Source organism: Streptomyces sp. NPDC002265 (genome assembly GCF_040296125.1).
GTDB lineage: Bacteria > Actinomycetota > Actinomycetes > Streptomycetales > Streptomycetaceae > Streptomyces.
This window is the reverse complement of the sequence record NZ_JBEOWS010000040.1, coordinates 18,638-42,510: the sequence shown is the minus strand read 5'-3', so window position 1 is coordinate 42,510 and position 23,873 is coordinate 18,638. Positions and strand designations below refer to the sequence as shown.

The window sequence follows — 23,873 nt, the reverse complement described above, 5'->3', positions numbered from 1 at the left end:
ACGACGGCTTCAGCATGCTCCTCCCCGGCCGGGAGGACGGCGCGGGAGACCCGATAGTCAAGGTCCGCGAGCCCCGCAAGCCCGCCGAGCCGTCCGACGAGGTGCAGTCCATCAAGGGCTCCACCCGCCTGGAGGCCAAGAAGCAGCGCCGCCGGGAAGGCCGCGAGCAGGGCCGCCGGCGCGTGCCGATCATCACCGAGGCCGAGTTCCTGGCCCGCCGCGAGGCCGTCGAGCGCGTGATGGTCGTCCGCCAGAGCGGTGAGCGCACCCAGATCGGCGTCCTCGAGGACAACGTGCTCGTCGAGCACTACGTCAACAAGGAGCAGGCCACCTCGTACGTCGGCAACGTCTACCTGGGCAAGGTCCAGAACGTGCTGCCGTCGATGGAGGCCGCCTTCATCGACATCGGCAAGGGCCGCAACGCGGTCCTGTACGCCGGTGAGGTCAACTTCGAGGCGCTCGGCATGGCCAACGGGCCGCGCCGCATCGAGGCCGCCCTGAAGTCCGGCCAGTCGGTCCTCGTCCAGGTGACGAAGGACCCGATCGGCCACAAGGGCGCCCGCCTCACCAGCCAGGTCTCCCTGCCGGGCCGCTACCTCGTGTACGTGCCCGAGGGCTCGATGACCGGCATCAGCCGCAAGCTGCCCGACACCGAGCGGGCCCGGCTGAAGACCATCCTCAAGAAGATCGTCCCCGAGGACGCGGGCGTCATCGTGCGCACCGCCGCCGAGGGCGCGAGCGAGGACGAGCTGCGCCGTGACGTCGAGCGGCTCCAGGCGCAGTGGGAGGAGATCCAGAAGAAGGCGAAGAGCGGCAACGCCCCGACCCTGCTGTACGGCGAGCCGGACATGACCGTCCGCGTCGTGCGCGACATCTTCAACGAGGACTTCTCCAAGGTCGTCGTCAGCGGCGACGACGCCTGGGGCACCATCCACGGCTATGTCTCGCACGTCGCGCCCGACCTGGCCGGACGGCTGTCGCGGTGGACCTCCGAGGTCGACGTCTTCGCCACCTACCGGATCGACGAGCAGCTCGCCAAGGCGCTGGACCGCAAGGTCTGGCTGCCCAGCGGCGGTTCGCTGGTGATCGACCGGACCGAGGCGATGGTCGTCGTCGACGTCAACACCGGCAAGTTCACCGGTCAGGGCGGCAACCTCGAGGAGACCGTCACCAGGAACAACCTGGAGGCGGCCGAGGAGATCGTGCGCCAGCTGCGGCTGCGCGACCTCGGCGGCATCATCGTCATCGACTTCATCGACATGGTCCTGGAGTCCAACCGCGATCTCGTCCTGCGGCGCCTGCTGGAGTGCCTGGGCCGCGACCGTACGAAGCACCAGGTGGCCGAGGTGACCTCGCTGGGCCTCGTGCAGATGACCCGCAAGCGGGTCGGCCAGGGCCTGCTGGAGTCCTTCTCCGAGACCTGCGTCCACTGCAACGGGCGCGGTGTCATCGTGCACATGGAGCAGCCGACCTCCGCCGGGGGCGGCGGCAAGCGCAGGAAGCGCGGGCGTGGCGGTGACGGCCAGGGCCACGAGCACGAGCACGAGGCGGTCGCCTTCGACAGCGTCGAGCAGGAGGCCGAGGCCGAGGCGGTCGCCGAGGTCGTCGCCGAGGTCGCCGAGCCGATCGCGCTGCCCGCGCCCGACTTCGCGCCCGACGAGGAGCTGTACAGCAGCATCGCCGAGGCGGAGGCCGCGGCCGGCCGCGGCCGCTCCCGGCGCCGGACGAGCCGGCGGGCCTCGGCCCCGGCCGGTGCGCCGCGCGGCCGGAACGGGCGCGGCGAGGAGCCGAGGGCCGCGGAGCCGAAGGCCGAGGAGACCGAGGCCGAGTTCGCGGCCGTGGCCGAGTCGCCGGTGCTGCCGGAGACGGCCGCCGTCGCGCAGGCCGAGCCGGTCGCGGTCGAGGACCCGGTCGTCGAGTCCCGCGTCGCCGAGGCCCCGGCCGTCGAGGAGGCCGCGCCCCAGGGGCGTACGCGCCGTCGCGCCACCCGCAAGGTGTCCGCGCCGGCCGGTTCGCCCGCGGGGGCGGAGGCCGCCGTGGTGACGGTCGCCGAGGCCGCGCCGCAGGAGGCCGTCGCGACGGAGCCGGCCGCGCAGGCCGAGCCCGAGACGGCCGCCGAGAGCGCCGCTCCGGCCCGTCCGCGGCGTCGTGCGGTGCGCAAGGCCACCGCCGCGACGGCGTCCGAGGAGGCGGCCGTGACGGTCGTCGCGTCGGCCCCGGCGGACGAGACGCTCGTCGCCGAGGTCCCGGCCGCCGCCGAGGCCCCGGCGGAAGCCGCCGCGGAGGCTGCCATGGAGGCCGCCGTCGAGGCGGGCGCGGAGGCCGAGGCGCTGGAGGAGACCGCGCAGGAGGCTCCGGCCAAGAAGGCGGCCGCCCGCAAGACGGCGAAGAAGGCCACGGCGAAGAAGGCCGCGACCAAGAAGACGGCCGCCAAGAAGACGGCGGCCAAGAAGGCCACGGTGAAGAAGGCCACGGCCGCGAAGACGACGGCGAAGAAGACCGCCGCCAAGAAGACGGCGGTGGCGGCCGAGCAGTCCTCGCCGTCCGTCTCGGCGACGACGGAGGACTGACCCCGTAGCGCATCGCTGAAGCGCGGGACACCGAGACGGACTTCGGTGTCCCGCGCTTTCTTTGTCGTGCATTGCGTTCGGGGAGAGTTTCGGTAACACTGCGTGAATCCTGTGATGGATTGCACCTCAACCAGGGGTTTCCCTGTAGTAACTCTGAGGAAAAGATTTGCACCTCTGCTGGTAACGTGACGGTGGACTCGGCAGCTGGTGACATGTGAGCCGTAGACCACGCGAGGTACCTCGGGGCAGGGCCTCGTGGAAGACGTTCGCCGCAGCAAGGACAGAGGTGGACGGACTTTCCAGGGATGCGGACGTGCGACGCTCGACACCGTCCCTTCCCGACCCGTGCACGACGTGGTGCGCCCTAGAGGTCACTGATGAAGGAGGGGGAGTCGATGAGCGACGCCCATGAGTTGATACCCGCCGCCCGGCCCGTGATCGGCGAGGCGGAGATCGAGGCCGCCGTACGCGTGCTGCGCAGCGGCCGCGTCGTACAGGGCCCCGAGGTCGCCGCCTTCGAGGCGGAGTTCGCCGAGGTGGTGAGCAACCGCCACTGCGTCGCGGTCAACTCCGGCACCTCCGCGCTGCACCTGACGCTGATGGCCCTCGGGCTCGGCCCCGGCGACGAGGTCATCGTGCCGTCGTTCTCCTTCGCGGCCTCCGCCAACGCGGTGCGCCTCGTCGGCGCCGACGTGGTCTTCGCCGACATCGAGGCCGACAGCTTCTGCCTGGACCCGGCCGCGGTCGAGGCGGCCATCACGCCGCGCACCGCCGCGATCATGCCGGTGCACCTCTACGGCCACCCCGCCGCCATGGACAAGATCATGGACATCGCCGGGCGGCACGGCCTCGCCGTGGTCGAGGACGCCTGCCAGGCGCACGCGGCCGCGCTGCACGGGACGCCGGTCGGCGCCTTCGGCAACGCGGGCACGTTCAGCTTCTACCCGACCAAGAACATGCACAGCCTCGAAGGCGGCATGATCAGCACCGCCGACGCGGAGGTCGCCCGGACCCTGCGCCTGCTGCGCAACCAGGGCATGGAGCAGCGCTACGCCAACGAGATCGTCGGCGCCAACGTGCGCATGACGGACGTCTCCGCCGCCATCGGCCGGGTGCAGCTCACCCAGCTGCACGGCTGGACCGAGCAGCGCATCGCCAACGCCGCGTACCTCACGGAGCACATCAGCACGCCGAACGTGGTGACGCCGACCGTCGCCGAGGGCGCCCGCCACATCTTCCACCAGTACACCGTGCGGGTCCGGGGCGACCGTGACGCCGCCATGGCGCGCCTGACCGAGGCCGGCATCGGCAACGCCGTGTACTACCCGACGCCGATCCACCGGCTCAAGCCGTACTGGGAGCCGGACCAGAAGGCCGGCCGCACCTGGGACCTGCCCGAGACGGAGCGCGCGGCCGCCGAGGTCGTCTCATTGCCCGTCCACCCGGGTCTGTCCGCGGACCACCTGGAGCGCATCGTCTCCGCCGTCAACGCGCTGGGGGAGCAGCTGTGACCACCACGCGCACCCTGCGGGCCGGACTGGTCGGCCTCGGTTCCATGGGCCGTCACCACGCCCGCGTCCTGGCCGGTCTGGAGGGCGTCGACTTCGTCGGCGTCGTCGACCCGATGGGCGACAAGTTCGGTGCCGCCCAGGGCGCCCCGGTCCTCGACGCCGTCGAGCAGCTCATCGCCCTGGGCGTCGACTACGCCGTCGTGGCCTGCCCCACCGGCCTGCACGAGACGGTCGGCATGCAGCTCGCCGAGGCCGGCGTCTGCGCGCTGATCGAGAAGCCCGTCGCCGACACCGTGGACGGCGCGCGCCGTCTCGTCGAGGCGTTCGAGTCGCGCGGCCTGGTGGCCGGCGTCGGTCACATCGAGCGGTGCAACCCGGCGCTGCGTTCGCTGCGCGCCCGGCTGGAGGCCGGCGAGCTCGGTGACGTCTACCAGGTCGTCACCCGCCGCCAGGGCCCCTTCCCGCACCGCATCGCGGACGTCGGCGTGGTCAAGGACCTCGCCACCCACGACATCGACCTCACCGGCTGGGTGACCGGCCGCGAGTACGTGTCCATCGCCGCGCACACCGTCTCCAAGAGCGGTCGCGCGCACGAGGACATGGTCTCCGCGGTGGGCCGCCTGGACGACGGCACGATGGTCAACCACCTGGTCAACTGGCTGAGCCCGCTCAAGGAGCGCTTCACCTCGGTCACCGGAGAGCGCGGCTGCTTCATCGCCGACACCCTCACCGCCGACCTGACGTTCCACTCCAACGCCGCGATGGCGACGGAGTGGGAGGCCCTCCAGGCCTTCCGCGGCGTCTCCGAGGGCGACATGATCCGCTACGCCATCCCGAAGCGCGAGCCGCTCCTCGTCGAGCACGAGCTCTTCCGCGACGCGGTGCTCGGCAAGCCCGCCGACATCTGTACGCTGCGCCAGGGCACGCGGACGGTGGAGATCGCGGCGGCGGTGCTCGAGTCGGCGCTGGACAACCGCAGCATCTCGCTCCTGTCGGAGGACCTGGCCGTCCATGGCAGCTGAGCACCACACGCCGGCGGAACTCCGCCGGCGGGGCACCGCGCCCGAGAGCTCCACCGTTTCGCGAGTCCTTCCTTCCAGCGCGCAGCCGCTCGACGGCTGATGGAGACCAGGAGCCGGAAAACATGAGTACCGCACCTGACGTCAGTGTGGTCGTCGCGGTCTACAACACGATGCCCTACCTGACGGAGTGCCTGAACTCTCTGATCGGGCAGAGCATCGGCCTGGAACGGCTGGAGATCGTGGCCGTCGACGACGGCTCCACCGACGACAGCGGCGCCGAGCTCGACCGTTTCGCCGAGCGCTACCCGAACACCGTCAAGGTGATCCACCAGGCGAACTCCGGCGGCCCGGCCGCTCCGAGCAACCGGGCGCTGGACATCGCCACGGGCCGCTTCGTCTACTTCATCGGCTCCGACGACCACCTCGGCGAGGAGGCGCTGGAGCGCATGGTGGCGTGCGCCGACGAGCACGGCTCGGACGTCGTCGTCGGCAAGATGGTCGGCACCAACGGCCGCTACGTCCACCAGGCGCTCTACAAGGAGAGCAACCCGGACATCCGGCTGACCGACTCCGCCCTGCCGTGGACCCTGGCCAACACCAAGCTGTTCCGGCGCGACCTGGTGGAGCAGTACAAGCTGCGCTTCCCCGAGAACCTCCCGGTGGGCAGCGACCAGCCGTTCACCATCGAGGCGTGTGTGCGCGCCAAGAAGATCTCGGTGGTGGCCGACTACACCTGCTACTACGCGGTGAAGCGGGGCGACGCCAGCAACATCACCTACCGGGCCGACCATCTGGCCCGGCTGCGGTGCACGGCCGAGATCATGGACTTCACCGCCGGTCTCATCGAGGCGGGCCCGGAGCGCGACGCGGTGCTGCGCCGGCACTTCACCTGGGAGCTGGCCAAGCTCGTCCAGGACGACTTCCCGGGGCTGGAGCGCGAACTCCGGCGCGACATCTGCGCGGGCATCGCCCGGCTCGCCGACGCGTACTTCACCGACGGCATCCGCGACGCCATGGACGTCAAGCGCCGGGTGCGCATCGCGCTGGCCCGGGCCGGCGCGGTCGACGAGCTGTGCGAGGCGATCACCTCCGAGCTGGAGCACGGCGCACCGCCGTTCGTCGTCGAGGGCGAGCGCGCGTACGCCCGCTACCCTGGCTTCCGTGACCCTCGTATCGGCCTGCCCGACCGGGTCTACGAGGTCGTCGAAGAGTCGGTCGCCGGCCCTCTCGCCCAGGGCACGCGGCTGCTCGTCTCCGCCTGGGAGCAGGAGGGCGACGACATCGCCTACACGGTCTCCCTGCGGCTGCCGGTGCTCGGCGACGTCGACGGCGCGGTGCTGCGCCTCGTACAGGGCGCGATGCCCAAGTCGGCGGACAAGCCCGGCGGCAGGAGACTGCCCGCGGACCACGAACTGCCCGCCGTGGTGGGCGAGTTCACGACCGTGCCGGCCGAGGACGGGGCCGCGGCCGTGCTGCGGGCGCGCATCCCGCTGGAGCGGAGCGCGGTCAAGCTCGGCGTCCGTGCGTACGTCGGCCTGGCCGGTTCGACGTACGAGATCCCGGTGCGCGGCAAGGACCTGCCCATGCCGCTGGCGCGCCGCTGGGGCGCCTACGAGGACCCGTACCGGGTGACGGCGACGGTGAACCCCAAGGGGCGCGTGGTGATCGCCACGGCTCCCCTGTACCCGCCGAAGCGGTCGCTGGCCTCCCGGGTCAGGTCGGCTCTCGCCCGGCGGCTGAAGACCCGATCCGCAGGCTCGAAGCCGAGCGGTTCCCCCACGAGCGGTTCGAAAAGGAAGTAGCGACCGTCCATGAACATCTGTGTAGTAGCCCTCGGCAAGATCGGGCTCCCGCTGGCCGTGCAGTTCGCGTCCAAGGGCCACCGGGTCATCGGGGCGGACGTCAACGAGAAGGTCGTCGAGCTCGTCAACGCCGGCACCGAGCCGTTCCCCGGTGAGCACGACCTCGACGTCAAGCTCAAGCAGGCCGTCGACGCCGGACTGCTGAGCGCGACGACGGACACCGCGTCCGCGGTCGCCCAGTCCGAGGCCGTCGTCGTGGTCGTCCCGCTGTTCGTGGACGCCGAGGGCACCCCGGACTTCGGCTGGATGGACGCGGCGACCAAGGCGATCGCCCAGGGCCTCAAGCCCGGCACGCTGGTCTCGTACGAGACGACCCTCCCGGTCGGCACCACCCGCACCCGCTGGGCGCCGATGCTGGCCGAGGGCTCGGACCTGACCCCGGGCGAGGACTTCCACCTGGTCTTCTCGCCCGAGCGGGTCCTCACCGGCCGCGTCTTCGCCGACCTGCGCCGCTACCCCAAGCTGGTCGGCGGCATCGACGAGGCGTCGTCGGCCCGTGGCGTGGAGTTCTACGAGCAGGTCCTCGACTTCGACGAGCGCGACGACCTGCCGCAGGCCAACGGCGTTTGGGACCTGGGCACGGCCGAGGCCTCCGAGCTCGCCAAGCTGGCCGAGACCACCTACCGTGACGTCAACATCGGTCTGGCCAACCAGTTCGCGCGTTTCGCGGACAGCAACGGCATCGACGTCAAGAAGGTCATCGAGGCCTGCAACTCGCAGCCGTACAGCCACATCCACCAGCCGGGCATCGCCGTCGGCGGCCACTGCATCCCGATCTACCCGCGGATGTACCTGTGGAACGACCCGGCCGCCACCGTGGTGCGCTCCGCCCGTGAGGCGAACGCCGCGATGCCGCAGTACGCCGTCGACCTGCTGGCCGCCGCGTACGGCGACCTGACCGGGGTGAACGTGCTCGTGCTGGGCGCCGCCTACCGCGGCGGCGTGAAGGAGACGGCGTTCTCGGGCGTCTTCCCGACGGTCGAGGCGCTCAAGGCGCGCGGCGCGGTCCCCTTCGTCTCGGACCCGATGTACACGGACGAGGAGCTGGCCGCGCACGGTCTGACCCCGCACGCCGGTGAGACGGTCACCGCCGCGATCCTCCAGGCCGACCACGCCGAGTACCGCACCCTGACCCCGGCCGACCTGCCGGACGTCACGGTCCTGGTCGACGGACGCCGTACGACCGACCCGGAGGCCTGGAAGGGCGTCCGGCGGGTCGTCATCGGCGGCTGAGGACACTCGAACACGCAGCGTCGGCCCCGCCCCGCCTCCCGGGGCGGGGCCGACGTGCAGAAAGGTTTCCCATGACCTGGCTCATCACGGGCGGCGCGGGCTTCATCGGCTCGCATGTGGTGAAGGCGATGACGGACGGCGGTGAGCGCGTCGTCGTCCTCGACGACCTCAGCACCGGCCGCGCCGACCGGCTCCCGGACGGCGTCCCGCTGGAGGTCGGCACGGTCCTCGACCGTGACACCGTGGCCCGGGTGCTGCGCGAGCACGCCGTCACCGGCATCGTGCACATCGCCGGCAAGAAGCAGGTCGCCGAGTCCGTCGAGCGGCCGCTGTACTACTACCGGGAGAACGTCGAGGGCCTGCGCGTCCTGCTCGACGCGGCCGTCGAGGCAGGCGTCACCCGGTTCGTGTTCTCCTCCTCCGCGGCCGTGTACGGCATGCCCGACGTCGACCTCGTCACCGAGCGGACGCCCTGCGCGCCGATCAACCCGTACGGCGAGACCAAGCTCGCGGGCGAGTGGCTGGTCTCCGCGGTCGGCGCCCGGCACGGCCTGGCGACCGCGTCGCTGCGCTACTTCAACGTGGCCGGCGCGGCCACGCCCGAGCTGGGCGACGACGGCGTCTTCAACCTCGTCCCGATGGTCTTCGAACGCCTCGAGGACGACGGGTCGCCGTGGATCTTCGGGGACGACTACCCGACGCCCGACGGCACCTGTGTGCGCGACTTCATCCACGTCGAGGACATCGCGTCCGCGCATGTCGCCGCCGCACGCCGGCTGGCCGCCGAGCCCGGGGCCCGGCTGGTGCTCAACATCGGCCGGGGCGAAGGCGTCTCGGTGGCGGAGATGATCGAGCTCATCCAGGAGGTCACGGGCCGCACGGACGTGAGTCCCAAGGTGACCGGGCGACGGGCCGGCGACCCGGCGCGCGTGGTGGCCGCAGCGGACCGCATCCGGGCGGAGCTGGACTGGAGCGCCGAGCGCGGCGTGCGCGAGATGGTCGAGTCGGCCTGGGCAGGGTGGCGGCTGCGGCATCCGTGAGACCGCGCACGGACCACGACCTGCGCGAAACGCCCGACCGGGAATCCCCGGCCGGGCGTTTCGCACAGGCGGCACACCGTGCGCTCCGTACGACTTGCACGACCGCACTACGAGAACAGCCCCCGGGGAAGCGTGTCCCCGGGGGCCGTTCTCGTAGTGTGCTAAGCCTTGCCGAGGAACAGCTCCTCGAAGTGCTTCCGCACCACGGGCCAGTCCCACACGGTCAGCGCGTGCTCGGTCGCGAGCGCGCCCTCGGCACGCCACGCCTCCTCGGTGGCCGTCGCCTTCAGGATCCGCTCGGCCGCCTCCTGCGGTGAGGCCACGACCCAGCCCTCCGGGTAGAGGGTGCGGGCGCTGTTGGGCTTGCCGGCGTAGAACGGCCAGTCGCGCGCGACCGGGACGGCACCGCTGGCCGCGCCCTCCATCAGGCCGACGTGGCAGCCCTCGCGGACCGAGGAGCTCAGGATCGTACCGATCTCGACGAGCTTGGAGGGCACGTCGTCCGTCGGGCCGAGGCGGACCACCGCGCCGGACTCCTCCAGCGGGGCGAGCGTCTTCTCGAACTCGCGCAGGTACTCACGGGTGGCCTGGCTGGTCTTCGGGTCCATGTCGCCGCCGACCAGCAGCAGCCGGTACCGCTCGTCGTGCTTGCGCACCCGCTCCAGGACGTCCACGGCCCACTGGGGGTCCTTGGCGACCTGACCGATGCCGATCAGGCCCAGGTTGAAGCGGGCCTCGGCCGGCTTGGGGCGGTTGAAGCCCGACAGGTCCATGGCGTTGTCGATGACATGGAAGCGCGGGGCCTGCTCGCCGCGCAGCATCGGCACCAGCGAGAGCGTCAGGTCCTTCACGTGCGGGGCGATGAACATCAGGTCGTCGACCCGTGAGAAGTCCGTCATGTGCGGCCAGCGCGTGAACGCCTCGTAGCTGTGCAGCCGCATGACGATCCGGGTGTCGCCCGGGTCGATCGTGGTGAGCATGCCGGCCGGACCGGCCGCCCACTCCAGGAACACCGTGTCCGCCCAGTCGAGGTGGGGACGCATCAGGCGCTCCACCTCCTCCTGGTAGTCGCTCTCGCCGTCCTCCAGCCGGTCCTGGAGCATCCGCGTGGCCGCCCACGAGATGCCCTTGAGGTGCTTGCTGGTGGACAGGTCCAGGAAGCGCAGCTCGACGCCCGGGTGGTTGCCGAACTGCTCCCTGATCAGGGGCAGGAAGTTGTCGTTGGCGCTCGTGGTGATGAGCAGCCGCAGCGGACGGTCGGTGGGCGCCGGGGCCGCAGGGACCTTGCGGCCGCGCGGCCGGCTCGCCGCCTGCATCGCCTTGGAGCGGTAGACCGGCGCCACGAAGCCGGCCGCGTCCTTGGCCAGCGGAGAGGACAGCTGATCGATGTGCAGCACCCGGTGGAAGCCCAGGTGCAGCGCCCGGTCGAGCGCCTTCGCGGCCTGCTTGGTACGGCCCTGCGCGAACTCCCGGTCGGCGAGGGCCAGCCGGGCCTCCACCGACTTCTCGATGCCGCGCGGGCTGATGCCCTTGCTGATCTCCTGCATCGCGGCCTCGTCGAAGAGGTCGGACCTGAGCTGGGGATCGGCGATCCGCGCGGCGGCCTCCGCGAGGGTGAGCGCGGCGCCGCTGGTACGGCCGGCCCAGCGCATGCCCTCGGCGACGTACCGCGAGGTCGAGGCGCGGATCTTCACCGGCACACCGGGCGCGGTGATCGCACCGCGCCACAGCCGGGCACCGACGCCGGAGTACATCACCGGGCGCGGGGTCGCCGCCCGGAGGAGCTGCCCGGGCAGCTGGTCCACGCTGCGCTTGACCTCACGGGTCACGGTGGACAGCGGCGGCAGGACCGAGCCGCGCGCGTCACCGGCGCCGCCCTGCTCCTGCAGGGCCTTGACGGCCCTGAGCGCGGGCGCGAGCCCGAACTGGGCGGCGGCGGTGCGGTTGTACTCCGCGAGCCGCCACACCGTGTACACGGAGCGGGGGTCGAGGGCGACGAGCACGTCCGCCTTGCGGGCGTGCGAGCGCAGCCAGGAGTCGCGCTGAGCCTGCAGCCAGGTGCGCGCACCGGCCGGGGACTTGGTGGCCCGGCGGCGCAGCGCCTGGCTGCGGTGCTTGAGGTTGCGCGGCAGCTGGTGCAGCTCGGCGAGCTCGATCGGGGCGAGCTGCTCGGGCACGCCCTCGGCGTCCATCGCGAAGGTGCCCGCGAGCCGGACGCGCGCGCCGAGCGCGTTGAACTTGCGCACCGACTCGGCGAGGACTCCGAACTGCGGCGCGGTCGAGGCGATGATCAGGACTTCGGTCACTTGGCCAGCTCCTCGACCAGGTTCTTGACGGCGACGGACATCAGCGCCTCCCGGGTGAACTGGTTGGCGTGCGTCATCGCTTCGGCGTGCTCCTCGTCGGTCGTCTCGACCGCCATGTGCGCGGCCCTGACGAACGACTCCGTCAGGCCCGCCGCGTCGATGCCGACGGCCCCCGTCCACAGCGGGTGGCCCCGCAGCACGTTCGACGCGTCGTGCTCGACGGCGTGGGCCGAGACGATGGGCAGGCCGGTCGCCATGTACTCGTAGACCTTGCCGGAGGTCACGTACCGCCCGCCGATCAGGATCAGCACCATGGCGTCCCAGCCGGCGTAGATCGAGGAGACCTCGGCCTTGGCGGCGGGGCCCCCGAAGAACACGCCGTCGGCCGCGGCCTCCTTGATGACCTCGGCGTGGCGGTTCGCACCGCGGTTGGCGCCGTTGCCTATGTGGCCGCGCAGCTCGAAGCGCGCGTTCGCCAGCAGCGGCTCCTTGGCCCGGGCCGCACGCCAGGCGTTCAGCACGGTCTCCAGGTGCGAGATGGAGAAGTTGACCGTGCCCAGGTACCCGAAGACGAGTCCGGAGTCGGGGTCGGGGTTGTGCACGCGGCCGGGCGAGCTGTCGGCGTCGTAGCCGTTGCGCACGACGTGGACGCGGTCGGCGAACGCCGGGTACCGCTTGCGGTAGTGCTCGGCGATCGGGTCGTTGACCACCCACAGGGAGACGGCGTGGTCGAGGATCTTCTGCTCCCAGCGGGCCTCCTCGGAGTCCCGGGCGAAGGGCTCGACGCCGTCGATGACGTCGATGGACCAGCCGTCGCGGAAGTCCACCGCGTACGGCACCTTCGCCTCCTCCCACAGCTTCCAGGCCGCGGCGAGGTTCACGTAGGGCACACAGCTGGCGAGCAGCAGGTCGGCGGGCTTGTCCCGGTGGATCTTCAGGACGGCCTGCTCGAGGTCGTGCCGCCACTCGCCGAAGTTGGGCTCGGGGAAGGTCTCGGTCTGGCGATCGCGCAGATCGGCGAGCCAGCCGTTGGGGTTGAGGGCGCGCGCCTCGGAGAAGGCGCGGATGTCGGTCTCCAGGTCCTCACGGGCCAGCTGGAGCTCGACGATCTCGACCCGCGGGTCGACCTGCTCGAGCAGGGAGAGGTCGATGCCGGAGTCGAGTTCCCAGGATTCGCGGGCGATGTTGACGACCGTGACGTCCCAGCCGGCTTTCACGAACTGGTTGGCCGTCTCGCGCATGCGGTAGGTCGAGCTCTTGGCGGCCGGCGGGAAACCGATGGCGAGATAGACGACGTGGGGCCGCTTGCCGTCCACAGGCGGACCGGGCGGGGGAGACGATGGCATAGCGATTGACGCTAGCACGCTGACGTGCGCGGATCCGGCCGTACGAAGCCGCCCGGGTAGCCGGGCGGCCGAGGGCCGAGTGGACCGCGTCACGCGTGCCGGCTGCCTCCCTTCAGCTCCTGGGTGAACTGCTCCATGAGACGCACCACGTTCTCGGCGGCCTTGCCGTCGCCGTACGGGGTGCCCGGGTCGTCGGTCGGCACCGGGCGGGTGACGGTGGCGGCGAAGTCGGCGGGCGACAGGGTGTGCGGGTCCGGCACGAGGACGTTCCAGCCGGTGTTCACGGTCTCCACCCACTCCGTCTCCGGGCGGATGGTGGTGCAGATGCGCTCCAGCAGGAAGGCCTCCTTCTGGAGGCCGCCCGAGTCGGTGACCACGCCGACGGAGGCGAGGACGGCGGCGACCAGGCTCGCGTACGGCAGCGGGCGGCCGACGTGCAGATTGCCCTGGGCCAGGGTGATGCCGTGCGCCTCGGCCTTGGCGACCAGCCGCGGGTGGGCGGCCAGCGCGACCGGCACCGGCAGCTTGGCGAGGGACTCCAGGATCGCGGACAGCCGCTCCGGGTCGTCCGTGTTGTCCGGGCGGTGCAAGGTCGCCAGCAGGAACGGTTCGGCCGGGTCGATGCCCTCCGGCAGCACGGGCGCCGGGAACTCGCCGGCCCGCACCTGGTCGCGGATGCGCAGGCAGATGTCGACCATCACGTCGCCGGCCAGGCGCGCCCGGTCGGCGAGGCCCTCGGCGGCGAGGTGGCGCATGGCCTCCTCGGTCGGGGCCAGCAGCAGGTCGGCGCTGTGGTCGGTGAGGACGCGGTTGTGCTCCTCGGGCATCCGCCGGTTGAACGAGCGCAGACCGGCCTCCAGGTGGGCGACCGGCAGGTGCATCTTCACCGCGGACAGCGCGCCGGCGATCGTGGAGTTGGTGTCGCCGTAGACGAGCACCCAGTCGGGCTGCTCCCGCTCCAGGACCGGGTCGAGGGCGGAGAGGACGGCTCCGGTCTGCACGCCGTGGCTGCCCGAGCCGACGCCGAGATGGACGTCGGGGTCGGGGATCCCCAGGCCCGAGAAGAAGACGTCGGAGAGGTCCGCGTCGTAATGCTGCCCGGTGTGCACGATGACGTGCTCGTGCTCGGTCCCGGCGAAGGCAGCCGCGATGGGGGCGAGCTTCACCAGTTGAGGACGGGCTCCGACGATGCTGATGACTTTCACGGGCACTCTTCTTCTCGGTCGGATCGGTGATCCGGACGCTCTTCGGCGGAGGTTTCCGCACGCAATGGTAGGCAACTGCCGCGCCGGCCGACCCCGCCGCCGAAGGGCGTGCGGGGCCCGGGACGCGTTCGTACGGCGATCGGGATGCAGGTGGCAGGGCGTGATCGGGCTTCGGGTGCGGACCCTGCGGCGGACGCATAACGATTGTATGAACCATCGGCGCACGTCCGCTGAAGCACAAGCGACACCCTTGGGGAAGTAGATGCCCGAGAGCCCTCGAAGGTTGTGCTGTGCCGTACTAAACGGCGCGCTCGCTCAGCACGCCGTCCTTCTCGTCGTGCAGGGCGCCGGTCCGTGGGCATTCCCACACGCCCGGCTCGTCCGCGCGCTCGACGAGGCGCTCACCGGCCCGGCCGACCCAGCCGGCCCGGCGTGCGGGCACACCCATGACCAGGGCGAAGTCCGGCACGTCCTTGGTGACGACGGCGCCGGCGGCGACCATCGCCCAGCGACCGATGGTGATCGGGGCCACACACACCGAGCGCGCGCCGATCGATGCGCCGTCGAGGATCTTGACGCCGACGGCCTCCCAGTCGGCGCCGCGCTTCTGCTTGCCCTCGGGGTCCACCGAGCGCGGGTTGTGGTCGTTGGTGAGGACCACGGCCGGGCCGATGAAGACACCGTCGCCGAGCTCGGCCGGCTCGTAGACGAGCGCGTAGTTCTGGAGCTTGCAGTTGTCCCCCATGCGCACGCCCGAGCCGACGTACGCGCCGCGGCCGATGACGCAGCCCTCGCCGAGGCGGGCGTCCTCACGGATCTGGGCGAGGTCCCAGACGCTGCTCCCGGCACCGATCTCGGCGGTTTCGTCGACCTGGGCACTGGGCTGGACCCTGTAGTTCACTTCTCTGCCTCTCGGTGTTCGGCTTCGCTCGGGGAGCATACGGGGGCGCGCTGCTCCCCGTATCCGTACTGCTCGGTGACCCTGCCGACAGGCCGACGGGGTCCGGTTTGACCCCTCAAGCCGGGCCCCGTAACCTTGACCGTCGGCGTGTCGACTGGCATGCCACATCCCCGTAAACCTCTTCCTCCCGGGCGCTTCGGTGGCCGGGAGAGGCCGCCCGTGTTCGTCCCGGACGGCTGGACTGCGGGGGTGCCGTTCCCGAGCGAGAGAGTGAGATCCGCGTGTACGCCATCGTGCGCAGCGGTGGCCGCCAGCACAAGGTTGCTGTCGGCGACATCGTTGAGGTTGACAAGATTTCCACTGCCAAGGTTGGCGACACGGTCGAGCTCTCGACCCTGCTCGTTGTCGACGGCGACGCTGTGACCAGCGACCCGTGGGTGCTGGCCGGCATCAAGGTCCAGGCCGAGGTCGTGGACCACCACAAGGGTGTGAAGATCGACATCCTTCGCTACAAGAACAAGACCGGCTACCGCCGTCGTCAGGGCCACCGCCAGCAGTACACGGCGATCAAGGTCACTGAGATCCCCGCGGCTGCGAAGTAAGGGACTGAGGAGACATGGCACACAAGAAGGGCGCATCGTCCACCCGGAACGGTCGCGACTCCAATGCCCAGCGGCTCGGCGTGAAGCGCTTCGGCGGTCAGGTCGTCAACGCTGGTGAGATCCTGGTCCGCCAGCGCGGCACCCACTTCCACCCGGGCTCCGGCGTCGGCCGTGGCGGCGACGACACGCTGTTCGCGCTTCAGCCCGGTGCGGTGGAGTTCGGCACGTTCCGCGGCCGCAAGGTCGTGAACATCGTTCCGGTCGCCTGATCGGAAGCTTTCGCGAGGCGGACCTCACTTCCCGTTCGGGAAGGCGGGTCCGCCTTTCGCGTGTTACGCAAGAGAGAGACCGGCAGCGCACAGGCCGGCAGCAAGAAAACCGTACGTAAGACCGAAGTGCTGGAGGCACCCCACCATGACCACCTTCGTGGACCGCGTCGAACTGCACGTCGCCGCGGGTAACGGAGGCCACGGCTGTGCCTCCGTACACCGGGAGAAGTTCAAGCCGCTCGGCGGCCCGGACGGCGGCAACGGCGGACGCGGCGGGGATGTCATCCTCACCGTCGACCAGTCCGTGACCACCCTCCTCGAGTACCACCACTCCCCGCACCGCAAGGCCACCAACGGCAAGCCCGGCGAGGGCGGCAACCGCTCCGGCAAGGACGGTCAGGACCTGGTCCTGCCGGTGCCGGACGGCACGGTCGTCCTGGACGCGGCGGGCAACGTGCTCGCTGACCTGGTCGGACACGGGACGTCCTATGTCGCGGCCCAGGGCGGCCGCGGCGGCCTCGGCAACGCGGCGCTCGCCTCCGCCCGCCGCAAGGCGCCCGGATTCGCGCTGCTCGGCGAGCCCGGCGATCTCGGCGAGATCGTGCTGGAGCTGAAGACCGTCGCCGACGTGGCACTGGTCGGCTACCCGAGCGCGGGCAAGTCCTCGCTGATCTCCGTGCTGAGCGCCGCCAAGCCGAAGATCGCCGACTACCCCTTCACCACCCTCGTCCCGAACCTGGGCGTCGTGACCGCCGGCTCGACCGTCTACACGATCGCCGACGTCCCGGGTCTCATCCCCGGCGCCAGCCAGGGCAAGGGGCTCGGCCTGGAGTTCCTGCGCCACGTGGAGCGGTGCAGCGTGCTCGTGCACGTGCTGGACACGGCCACGCTGGAGTCCGAGCGCGACCCGGTCACCGACCTCGACATCATCGAGGAGGAGCTGCGCCAGTACGGCGGCCTCGACGACCGTCCGCGCATCGTCGTCCTGAACAAGATCGACGTACCGGACGGCAAGGACCTCGCCGAGATGGTGCGCCCGGATCTCGAAGCGCGCGGTTACCGCGTCTTCGAGGTGTCCGCGGTGGCGCACATGGGGCTCAAGGAGCTGTCGTTCGCGCTCGCCGACCTGGTGGCGAAGGCGCGGGCCGCCCGTCCGAAGGAGGAGGCCACGCGGATCGTCATCCGGCCGAAGGCCGTCGACGACGCCGGCTTCACCGTCACCCTGGAGGAGGACGGCCTGTTCCGCGTGCGCGGCGAGAAGCCCGAACGCTGGGTGCGCCAGACCGACTTCAACAACGACGAGGCCGTGGGCTACCTCGCCGACCGGCTCAACCGCCTCGGCGTGGAGACGGAGCTGATGAAGGCGGGCGCCCGCTCCGGCGACGGCGTCGCGATCGGCCCCGAGGACAACGCGGTCGTCTTCGACTGGGAGCCGTCGGTCACCGCGGGTGCGGAGATGCTCGGCCGGCGCGGTGAGGACCACCGCTTCGAGGCACCGAGGCCCGCGGCCCAGCGCCGCCGGGACCGGGACGCGGAGCGGGACGAGGCCGCCCGCGAGTTCGACGGCTTCGAGCCCTTCTAGAGCCCCTTTCCGGAGCCCTCGCGGACCTCTTCCCGGGCTCTGGAGAAGTTCTCGCGGTGCCGTTCCGGATCCCTTCCGGGACGGCACCGGCATGAGGTGACACCACCGTCCGGACTGTCCACCCGCAGTCCCCGGGACCCGTTGCGGCAAGGGCGCGTTCGTCCCGCCTTCGCCACCTGGCAACGGGTCCCTTCTTGTCCGTCCGCTTGTCATGCACGCGAGGTCCGCTGTTCAGCGGGCCGACCGGCCGCCCGTGGGAGCTTCCGAACGACCAAGAGGCCGGCGAGGCAGGGGAGTTCGTCCCATGACCCCAGTGACCGGACCCGAATCGCCCGACCGACGCCGCCTGTTGACCACCGGTGCCGCCGTGCTCGGCGCCGCCACCACCCAGCTGTGGCTGCCCGCCACCGCCAGTGCCGCCCAACCCAGGCTTCCCGCGGGAGTGTTCAGCCTCGGAGTCGCCTCCGGGGACCCGTTGCCCGACGGCATCGTGCTGTGGACCAGACTCGCCCCCGACCCGCTGCACGGCGGCGGTATGCCGGCCCGTACCGTGCCGGTGCAGTGGGAGATCTCGGAGGACTCGCGTTTCGTCACGGGCGTGCGCCGGGGCACCGCGCAGGCGAAACCCGCGTACGGACACAGCGTTCACGTGGATGTACGGGGGTTACGCCCGGACCGTGCGTACTGGTACCGCTTCCGCGCCGACGGCCAGATCTCGCCCCGCGGCCGCACCCGCACCGCGCCCGACGCCACCGGCCGCGGCCCGCTGCGGGTGGCGCTCGCCTCCTGCCAGAACTGGCAGCAGGGCTACTTCACGCCGTACGCCGACATGCGGGTGCAGGATCCGGACGTCGTCGTCTTCGTCGGCGACTACATCTACGAGTCCCCGCCGTCGGCCACGGGTGTACGACGGCACGAGGGCACGGGGGAGCCGCACAGCCTGGTGCAGTACCGCAACCGCCACGCCCAGTACCGCAGGGACCCCGACCTGCGGGCGATGCACGCGGCCGCCCCCTGGGTGGTCACCTTCGACGACCACGAGGTCGACAACGACTACGCCGGCCAGGTCCCGCAGGACCCCGACAAGCAGTCCCACGCCGCGTTCGTCGCCCGGCTGACCCGCGGCCTACCAGGCGTACTACGAGCACATGCCGGTACGGGCGAGCGCGGTCCCGAACGGCCCGCACATCCGGATGCACCGCCGGCTGGACTTCGGGAGCCTGGCCCGGCTCGACGTGCTGGACACCCGGCAGTTCCGCAGCAACCAGGCGACCACCCAGGCGGGCGCCCGCAGCCCGTCGCGCACCATGCTCGGCGCCGCCCAGAAGAAGTGGCTCCTCGACGGGCTGCACGGCTCCACGGCGACCTGGAACCTCGTCGCCTCGCAGATCATGATGGCCGAGACGGATCTGCTGATCGGCGCGGGCAAGCAGTGGTACTACGACGCCTGGGACGGCTACCAGACCGAGCGCAACGCGCTGCTCGCCCAATTCGCGACTGTACGCAATCCCGTCGTGCTCAGCGGTGACCGGCACGTCACGATGATCAGCGATCTGAAGAGGGACTTCGCCGATCCGCGCTCGGCCGTCGTCGGCGCCGAGTTCGTCGGCACCTCGATCTCCAGCGGCGGCGACCAGGACCAGGCCGCCTTCCACGCCTTCACGGATCCGCGCAAACCCGACAACCCGCACTGGAAGCTGGTCGACGCACACCGCGGCTACCACCTCTTCGACATCCACCGCGACCGCATCGACGCGCAGGTCAGGGTGGTCGGCACGGTCCTGCGGACCAGGTCGTCGGCGCGGACCCTGGCCCGACTGCGGGTCGAGGACGGCAGGCCGGGCGTACGGCTCGTCTGACACGCCCGGCGCGAAAGACCCCGGCCCTCCGCGGAGGCCGCGGCAGATGCGCGAGGAGCCTGGGACTCATCCATGTCCCAGGCTCCTCTCAGCATGAGCTCAGAAACTTCCCCTACCGTCCGTTGACCATGGAGACGGACTGTACGAGGGATGACATCGGAGTGAACGCCGTCGGGTGCCGGGATGCCGCGGAATCCCCATAAGGAATTCCGCGGCAATGGGCTGCCCGCGAACCGTATTCGGGATGTGTCGGTGACGGCGTCGTCATGCATATGCAGAAAAGGTGCAGCCCGGCATCGCGGGACGTGAAGACCGAGACATTTGGGCGGGTCGCCGGAAGCCGTCGGGGCGCCGGCGGAGACCGGCGCGGTAAGGGTGCGGTAAGGGCGGGGCGTATCGGGGCCGCAGGGGTCCGTGTGAACGGTGATCCGGGTCCGCCGTCCCGGTGAAGTGCGCTTCCGCGGCCCGCACGGCGGCCGTGCACCGGACGTCGTCGAAGGCGCCCGCGCGGGTACACGGACACCACTGCCCCTCGCAGCGGCGGCGGCGCCGGGCCCTGCTCGGCCGTCGCTCTCGGGTGGCTTCGGCTCCCTGTGGAGTTACTCACAGCAAATGTCCGCGAGGAAGCGTGGAAGGTCTTGCCGTGACCCGGCTATCACCATCGGTGCAAGATGAATGACAGGTTGCGCGCACATATGCGGTGGAGGTCTCTCACCTTGCACAGCGGTAACCAGAAGTGGGACCCTTTCCAAGTTCCCTGTCGCCCCAAGGTAGGTCACCTGTGTTCCAGCACATAGCCAAGCCCCGTACCACCGCAGTGATCCTGGCCGGTGGCACCGGTCAGCGGGTGGGTCTGTCGATCCCCAAGCAGCTGCTGAAGATCGCCGGCAAGGCAGTCATCGAGCACACCCTGACCACCTTCGAGGAAGCCGACTCCATCGACGACGTCATCGTGCTGATGGCGCCCGGCTATGTGCCGGACGTGGAGAAGATCGTCGCCAAGGCCGGTCTCAGGAAGGTCTCCAGGATCATCGAGGGCGGCGCGACGCGGAACGAGACCACCGAGCGCGCCATCGCCGCCCTCGGCGAGGGCCTGGCCGAGGGCGAGGACGCCAACGTCCTCTTCCACGACGCCGTGCGGCCGCTGCTGTCGCAGCGCGTCATCGACGACTGCGTGGCGGCGCTGGAGCGCTACCAGGCCGTCGACGTCGCCATCCCGTCCGCGGACACCATCATCGTCACGCGCACGCACGGCGAGGACGGCGAGTTCATCACCGAGATCCCGGACCGCTCCCGGCTGCGCCGCGGCCAGACCCCGCAGGCCTTCAAGCTGTCCACCATCCGCCGGGCCTACGAGATCGCGGCCGGCGACCCCAACTTCCAGGCCACCGACGACTGCTCCGTCGTGCTCAAGTACCTGCCCGACGTGCCGATCCACGTGGTCGCGGGTGACGAGTACAACATGAAGGTGACGCAGCCGGTCGACGTCTTCATCGCCGACAAGCTGTTCCAGCTCGGCTCCACCGCCGCCCCTGAGCAGAAGGACGAGGCCGCCTACCGCGAGCTCCTCACCGGCCGCACGGTCGTCATCTTCGGCGGCTCCTACGGCATCGGCAAGGACATCGCCGAACTCGCCGGGGCCTACGGCGCGCACGTGTACGCGCTGGGCCGCTCCACCACCGGCACCCACGTGGAGAACCCGGAGGAGGTCGACGACGCGCTGTCCAAGGCGTACGCCGAGACCGGGCGCATCGACTACGTCGTCAACACCGCGGGCGTGCTGCGCATCGGCAAGCTGGCCGAGACCGACAACGCCACCATCGAGGAGGCGCTGAAGGTCAACTACCTGGCGCCGGTGCAGATCGCCCGTTCCGCGTACAAGTACCTCGCCGAGACCAAGGGCCAGTTGCTGCTCTACACCTCCAGCAGCTACACCCGCGGCCGTGCCGAGTACAGCCTGTACTCCTCCACCAAGGCCGCCATGGTGAACCTCACCCAGGCCCTGGCCGACGAGTGGGCCGGCGACAGCATCCGCGTCAACTGCGTCAACCCGGAGCGCACCGCCACCCCGATGCGCACCAAGGCCTTCGGCCAGGAGCCCGCGGGTAGCCTGCTCTCCTCCGAGGCGGTGGCCCGCACCTCGCTCGACGTCCTGCTGTCCGAGCTGACCGGACATGTGATCGATGTCCGCCAGCAGGACCCGACGGCGCCGGCCGGCAAGGCCTCCGGCTTCGAGCAGGCGCTGGCCAGTGTCCTGGACCGTCAGGACGGCGTGGCATAATTAGCGGCAATTAGCCTTCAGTCATTCAGGCCTCTGTGGTTGCCAGTTCACCCGGCATTCGCAGAGGCCTGAGTCCTTAAGGATTGCACAGTCTTCACAAGGTGATTTTCCGGCGCATTCCGGACTTTGATTTCGCCCAGACAACCAGCACCCTCCCAGAGCAGGTTCCTCTGTGATATCCACAGCTATTCGCGTCGCCCGCGTGGGCAGCGTGGCCGAGCTGGCCGCGGCGGCCCTCATGATGCTGGGCTTCCCCTGCCTCATGGTGGCCGCGCTCGTCCCGAGCGTCCCCGCCTTCGCGGCCACGGCCGCGGTGACCTACCTGGCGGACCACTATCTGCACCGCAAGGACAGCTACCTCGTCAACCGCCTGAGCAAGGTACGGGCCGGTCTGTCGACCCGCTTCCTGGTCCGCGAGCTGCTCCTGGTCCTGCTGCTCGCTCGCCTGGACCTCGGGGAAGACCTGGTCTTCTACGGCGCCATCGCCTGCTTCATCGCCTTCTACGGGCTCCAGGCCCCGCACGGCGTGCTGGCCACCCTGATCGAGAACCGTCGCCGGATGCCGGTCGCCACCCGCAACGTCGACCTGGTCTCCCGCATCCGCATCCCGGACGCGCCGCCGCGCCGCCTGGTGAGCCGCGCCGGCGAGAAGATGCTCCACCTCGACCTCGCGGCCGTCGCCGGCCTGCTGGTCTCCGCGGCCACCGGCCGGACCCTGCCCGGCGCCATCGGTATCGGCGTCACGCTGGCCCTGGGCGCCCTCTACGTGCTCGCGCTCCTGCCCCGCCTGCGCGGCAAGCGGATCCCGCCGAAGGCCGACAAGGTGCTGGGCGCGGTCAGCGCCTGGCTGCGCGAGTACCGCCCGGAGACGGTGCTGTACTTCTCCGGCTCCAAGGACTCCGCCTACCAGGTCAACATGTGGCTGGAGACGATGGAGCAGCTGGACACCCGGCCGCTGATCCTCCTGCGCGAGAGCGTCGTCATGGAGAAGCTGCTGCCCACGACGGTCCCCGTCATCTGCGTGCCCGGAGGGGTGCACCTGATGAACCTGGACCTGTCGACCGTGCGCGTCACGCTCTACCCGGCGAACGTCGGCAAGAACATCCACATGCTGCGCGTCCCCACCATGAAGCACGTCTTCATCGGACACGGCGACAGCGACAAGCTCGCCAGCGTGAACCCGTTCAGCAAGGTCTACGACGAGGTGTGGACCGCGGGCCGCGCGGGCCGCGACCGCTACGCCATCGCCGACGTCGGTGTCCGCGACGACGACATCGTCGAGGTCGGACGCCCGCAGCTGGCCCCGATCCGCACCGCCGAGGGCACGCCGGCCGCCGGCCGCGTCCCGACCGTCCTGTACGCGCCGACCTGGGAGGGCTGGGACGACAACCCCGGCAACACCTCGATCCTGCTGGCCGGCGAGAACATCGTGAAGAAGCTCGTCGCGGCCGACCCCCCGGTCCGGGTCCTGTACAAGCCGCACCCCTTCACCGGCACCCGCAGTGCCAAGGCCGGCGCCGCGCACCGGCGCATCACCGCACTGGTCGAGAAGGCGGCCGCCGAGCGCGCCGCCGACCCGCGGTTCGCGGGCGACGCGGCCGCCCAGGCCAAGGCGAAGGCCGAGCTGGCCCGCACCGCCGCCCGGCTCGCCGAGCTGACCGGACCCGGCAGCGAGCGGGGCGACGAGGCGGAGGCCGCCCGCGACGGTCTGGTCGACCTCAGGAAGCACGAGGAGGTCGCCCGGCTGCGCGCCGAGTGGAACGACGCCTACTGGCGTTCCTTCGGCACCGCCGAGCACCGGGTCGTCACGGGCGCCGAGCCGCGCCTGTACGACTGCTTCAACGTCTCCGACGCGATGGTCTCCGACATCTCCAGCGTGGTCTCCGACTTCATCGCCAGCGGCAAGCCGTACGCGGTGACGGACTCGGCCGGGCTTGGCGTGGAGGAGTTCAAGCGGCAGAACACCGCGGTGCGCGCCGCGGTGATCCTCGCCAACGACGCGGACCGGCTCGGCGAGCTGCTGGACGCCGTGCGCGACCCGGCCGCCGACCCGCTGGCCGGGGAGCGCCGGGAGCTCAAGCGCTACCTGCTCGGGCCGGACGAGCCGACGTCCATCGAGCAGTTCAACACCGCGGTGGCCGACCTCGCGCTGAAGGCCGAGGCCCGCAACGCCGGCCAGCACTCGCACGCGGTGCTCGACCAGGCGGTGCCGGCGCGGACCGTCCCCGGACAGCGGGTCGCGACGGCCGGCGAGACGGACGGCGTGGCGGCGGCCGGCTGACGG

15 protein-coding genes and 1 pseudogene are annotated in these 23,873 nt (G+C 70.9%); 12 read left to right on the top strand and 4 right to left on the bottom strand.

All coding sequences use genetic code 11. The features are described from left to right. From ABT085_RS10390 to galE, 6 genes are all read left to right on the top strand, one after another. Positions 1–2,570, top strand: a 2,570-nt coding sequence (locus tag ABT085_RS10390; RefSeq protein WP_351604325.1) for an Rne/Rng family ribonuclease, incomplete at its 5' end; no start/stop codon positions are given. A 395-nt stretch (positions 2,571–2,965) separates the two neighbouring features. Then, positions 2,966–4,081, top strand: coding sequence for a DegT/DnrJ/EryC1/StrS family aminotransferase (locus ABT085_RS10385; protein ID WP_351604323.1), 1,116 nt, complete (start codon positions 2,966–2,968; stop codon positions 4,079–4,081). Positions 4,082–4,125: 44 nt separating this feature from the next. Further along, positions 4,126–5,103, top strand: coding sequence for a Gfo/Idh/MocA family protein (locus tag ABT085_RS10380; RefSeq protein WP_351604333.1), 978 nt, complete (start codon positions 4,126–4,128; stop codon positions 5,101–5,103). A gap of 122 nt (positions 5,104–5,225) precedes the next feature. Further along, entirely contained in the window at positions 5,226–6,905 is a 1,680-nt protein-coding gene (locus ABT085_RS10375; protein WP_351604321.1) for a glycosyltransferase family 2 protein, read from the top strand. Between the two features lie 9 nt (positions 6,906–6,914). Further along, positions 6,915–8,198, top strand: coding sequence for a nucleotide sugar dehydrogenase (locus tag ABT085_RS10370; RefSeq protein ID WP_351604319.1), 1,284 nt, complete (start codon positions 6,915–6,917; stop codon positions 8,196–8,198). Positions 8,199–8,269: 71 nt separating this feature from the next. After that, positions 8,270–9,238: a UDP-glucose 4-epimerase GalE gene (gene galE, locus ABT085_RS10365; RefSeq protein ID WP_351604317.1), complete on the top strand. Its 969-nt coding sequence runs from the start codon at positions 8,270–8,272 to the stop codon at positions 9,236–9,238. A 161-nt stretch (positions 9,239–9,399) separates the two neighbouring features. On the opposite strand, the gene ABT085_RS10360 is transcribed toward galE, so the two are convergent. The 4 genes from ABT085_RS10360 to ABT085_RS10345 all read right to left on the bottom strand — a co-directional run bounded on the left by ABT085_RS10360 (position 9,400) and on the right by ABT085_RS10345 (position 14,996). Continuing rightward, positions 9,400–11,544, bottom strand: coding sequence for a glycosyltransferase family protein (locus tag ABT085_RS10360; RefSeq protein ID WP_351604315.1), 2,145 nt, complete (start codon positions 11,542–11,544; stop codon positions 9,400–9,402). Then, entirely contained in the window at positions 11,541–12,785 is a 1,245-nt protein-coding gene (locus ABT085_RS10355; protein ID WP_351604331.1) for a glycosyltransferase, read from the bottom strand. Before ABT085_RS10355 ends, ABT085_RS10360 begins: the two co-directional genes overlap by 4 nt. 194 nt (positions 12,786–12,979) lie before the next feature. Continuing rightward, positions 12,980–14,095 (bottom strand): non-hydrolyzing UDP-N-acetylglucosamine 2-epimerase, encoded by a 1,116-nt coding sequence (gene wecB / locus ABT085_RS10350; RefSeq protein ID WP_351604313.1) that lies wholly within the window; start codon positions 14,093–14,095, stop codon positions 12,980–12,982. 298 nt (positions 14,096–14,393) lie between these two features. Beyond that, positions 14,394–14,996, bottom strand: a complete 603-nt coding sequence (locus tag ABT085_RS10345) for an acyltransferase (RefSeq protein WP_351604311.1) — start codon at positions 14,994–14,996, stop codon at positions 14,394–14,396. A 281-nt stretch (positions 14,997–15,277) separates the two neighbouring features. Here ABT085_RS10345 and rplU point away from each other — a divergent pair, with 281 nt between their 5' ends. From rplU to ABT085_RS10315, 6 genes and pseudogenes are all read left to right on the top strand, one after another. Continuing rightward, the gene (rplU, locus tag ABT085_RS10340; RefSeq protein ID WP_007381993.1) at positions 15,278–15,598 is read left to right on the top strand and encodes a 50S ribosomal protein L21; all 321 of its coding nucleotides are present in this window, start codon (positions 15,278–15,280) and stop codon (positions 15,596–15,598) included. Between the two features lie 14 nt (positions 15,599–15,612). Continuing rightward, complete coding sequence (rpmA, locus tag ABT085_RS10335) at positions 15,613–15,867, top strand: 50S ribosomal protein L27 (protein WP_040253648.1); 255 nt, start codon at positions 15,613–15,615, stop codon at positions 15,865–15,867. Positions 15,868–16,012: 145 nt separating this feature from the next. Continuing rightward, on the top strand, positions 16,013–17,449 hold the full coding sequence (gene obgE / locus ABT085_RS10330; protein WP_351604307.1) for a GTPase ObgE: 1,437 nt from the start codon (positions 16,013–16,015) through the stop codon (positions 17,447–17,449). Between the two features lie 304 nt (positions 17,450–17,753). After that, positions 17,754–19,308, top strand: a pseudogene (locus ABT085_RS10325) (alkaline phosphatase D family protein). 781 nt (positions 19,309–20,089) lie between these two features. Further along, positions 20,090–21,589, top strand: coding sequence for an SDR family NAD(P)-dependent oxidoreductase (locus ABT085_RS10320; RefSeq protein ID WP_351604305.1), 1,500 nt, complete (start codon positions 20,090–20,092; stop codon positions 21,587–21,589). 202 nt (positions 21,590–21,791) lie between these two features. After that, positions 21,792–23,870 (top strand): CDP-glycerol glycerophosphotransferase family protein, encoded by a 2,079-nt coding sequence (locus ABT085_RS10315; RefSeq protein ID WP_351604302.1) that lies wholly within the window; start codon positions 21,792–21,794, stop codon positions 23,868–23,870. Positions 23,871–23,873: the final 3 nt, after the last annotated feature.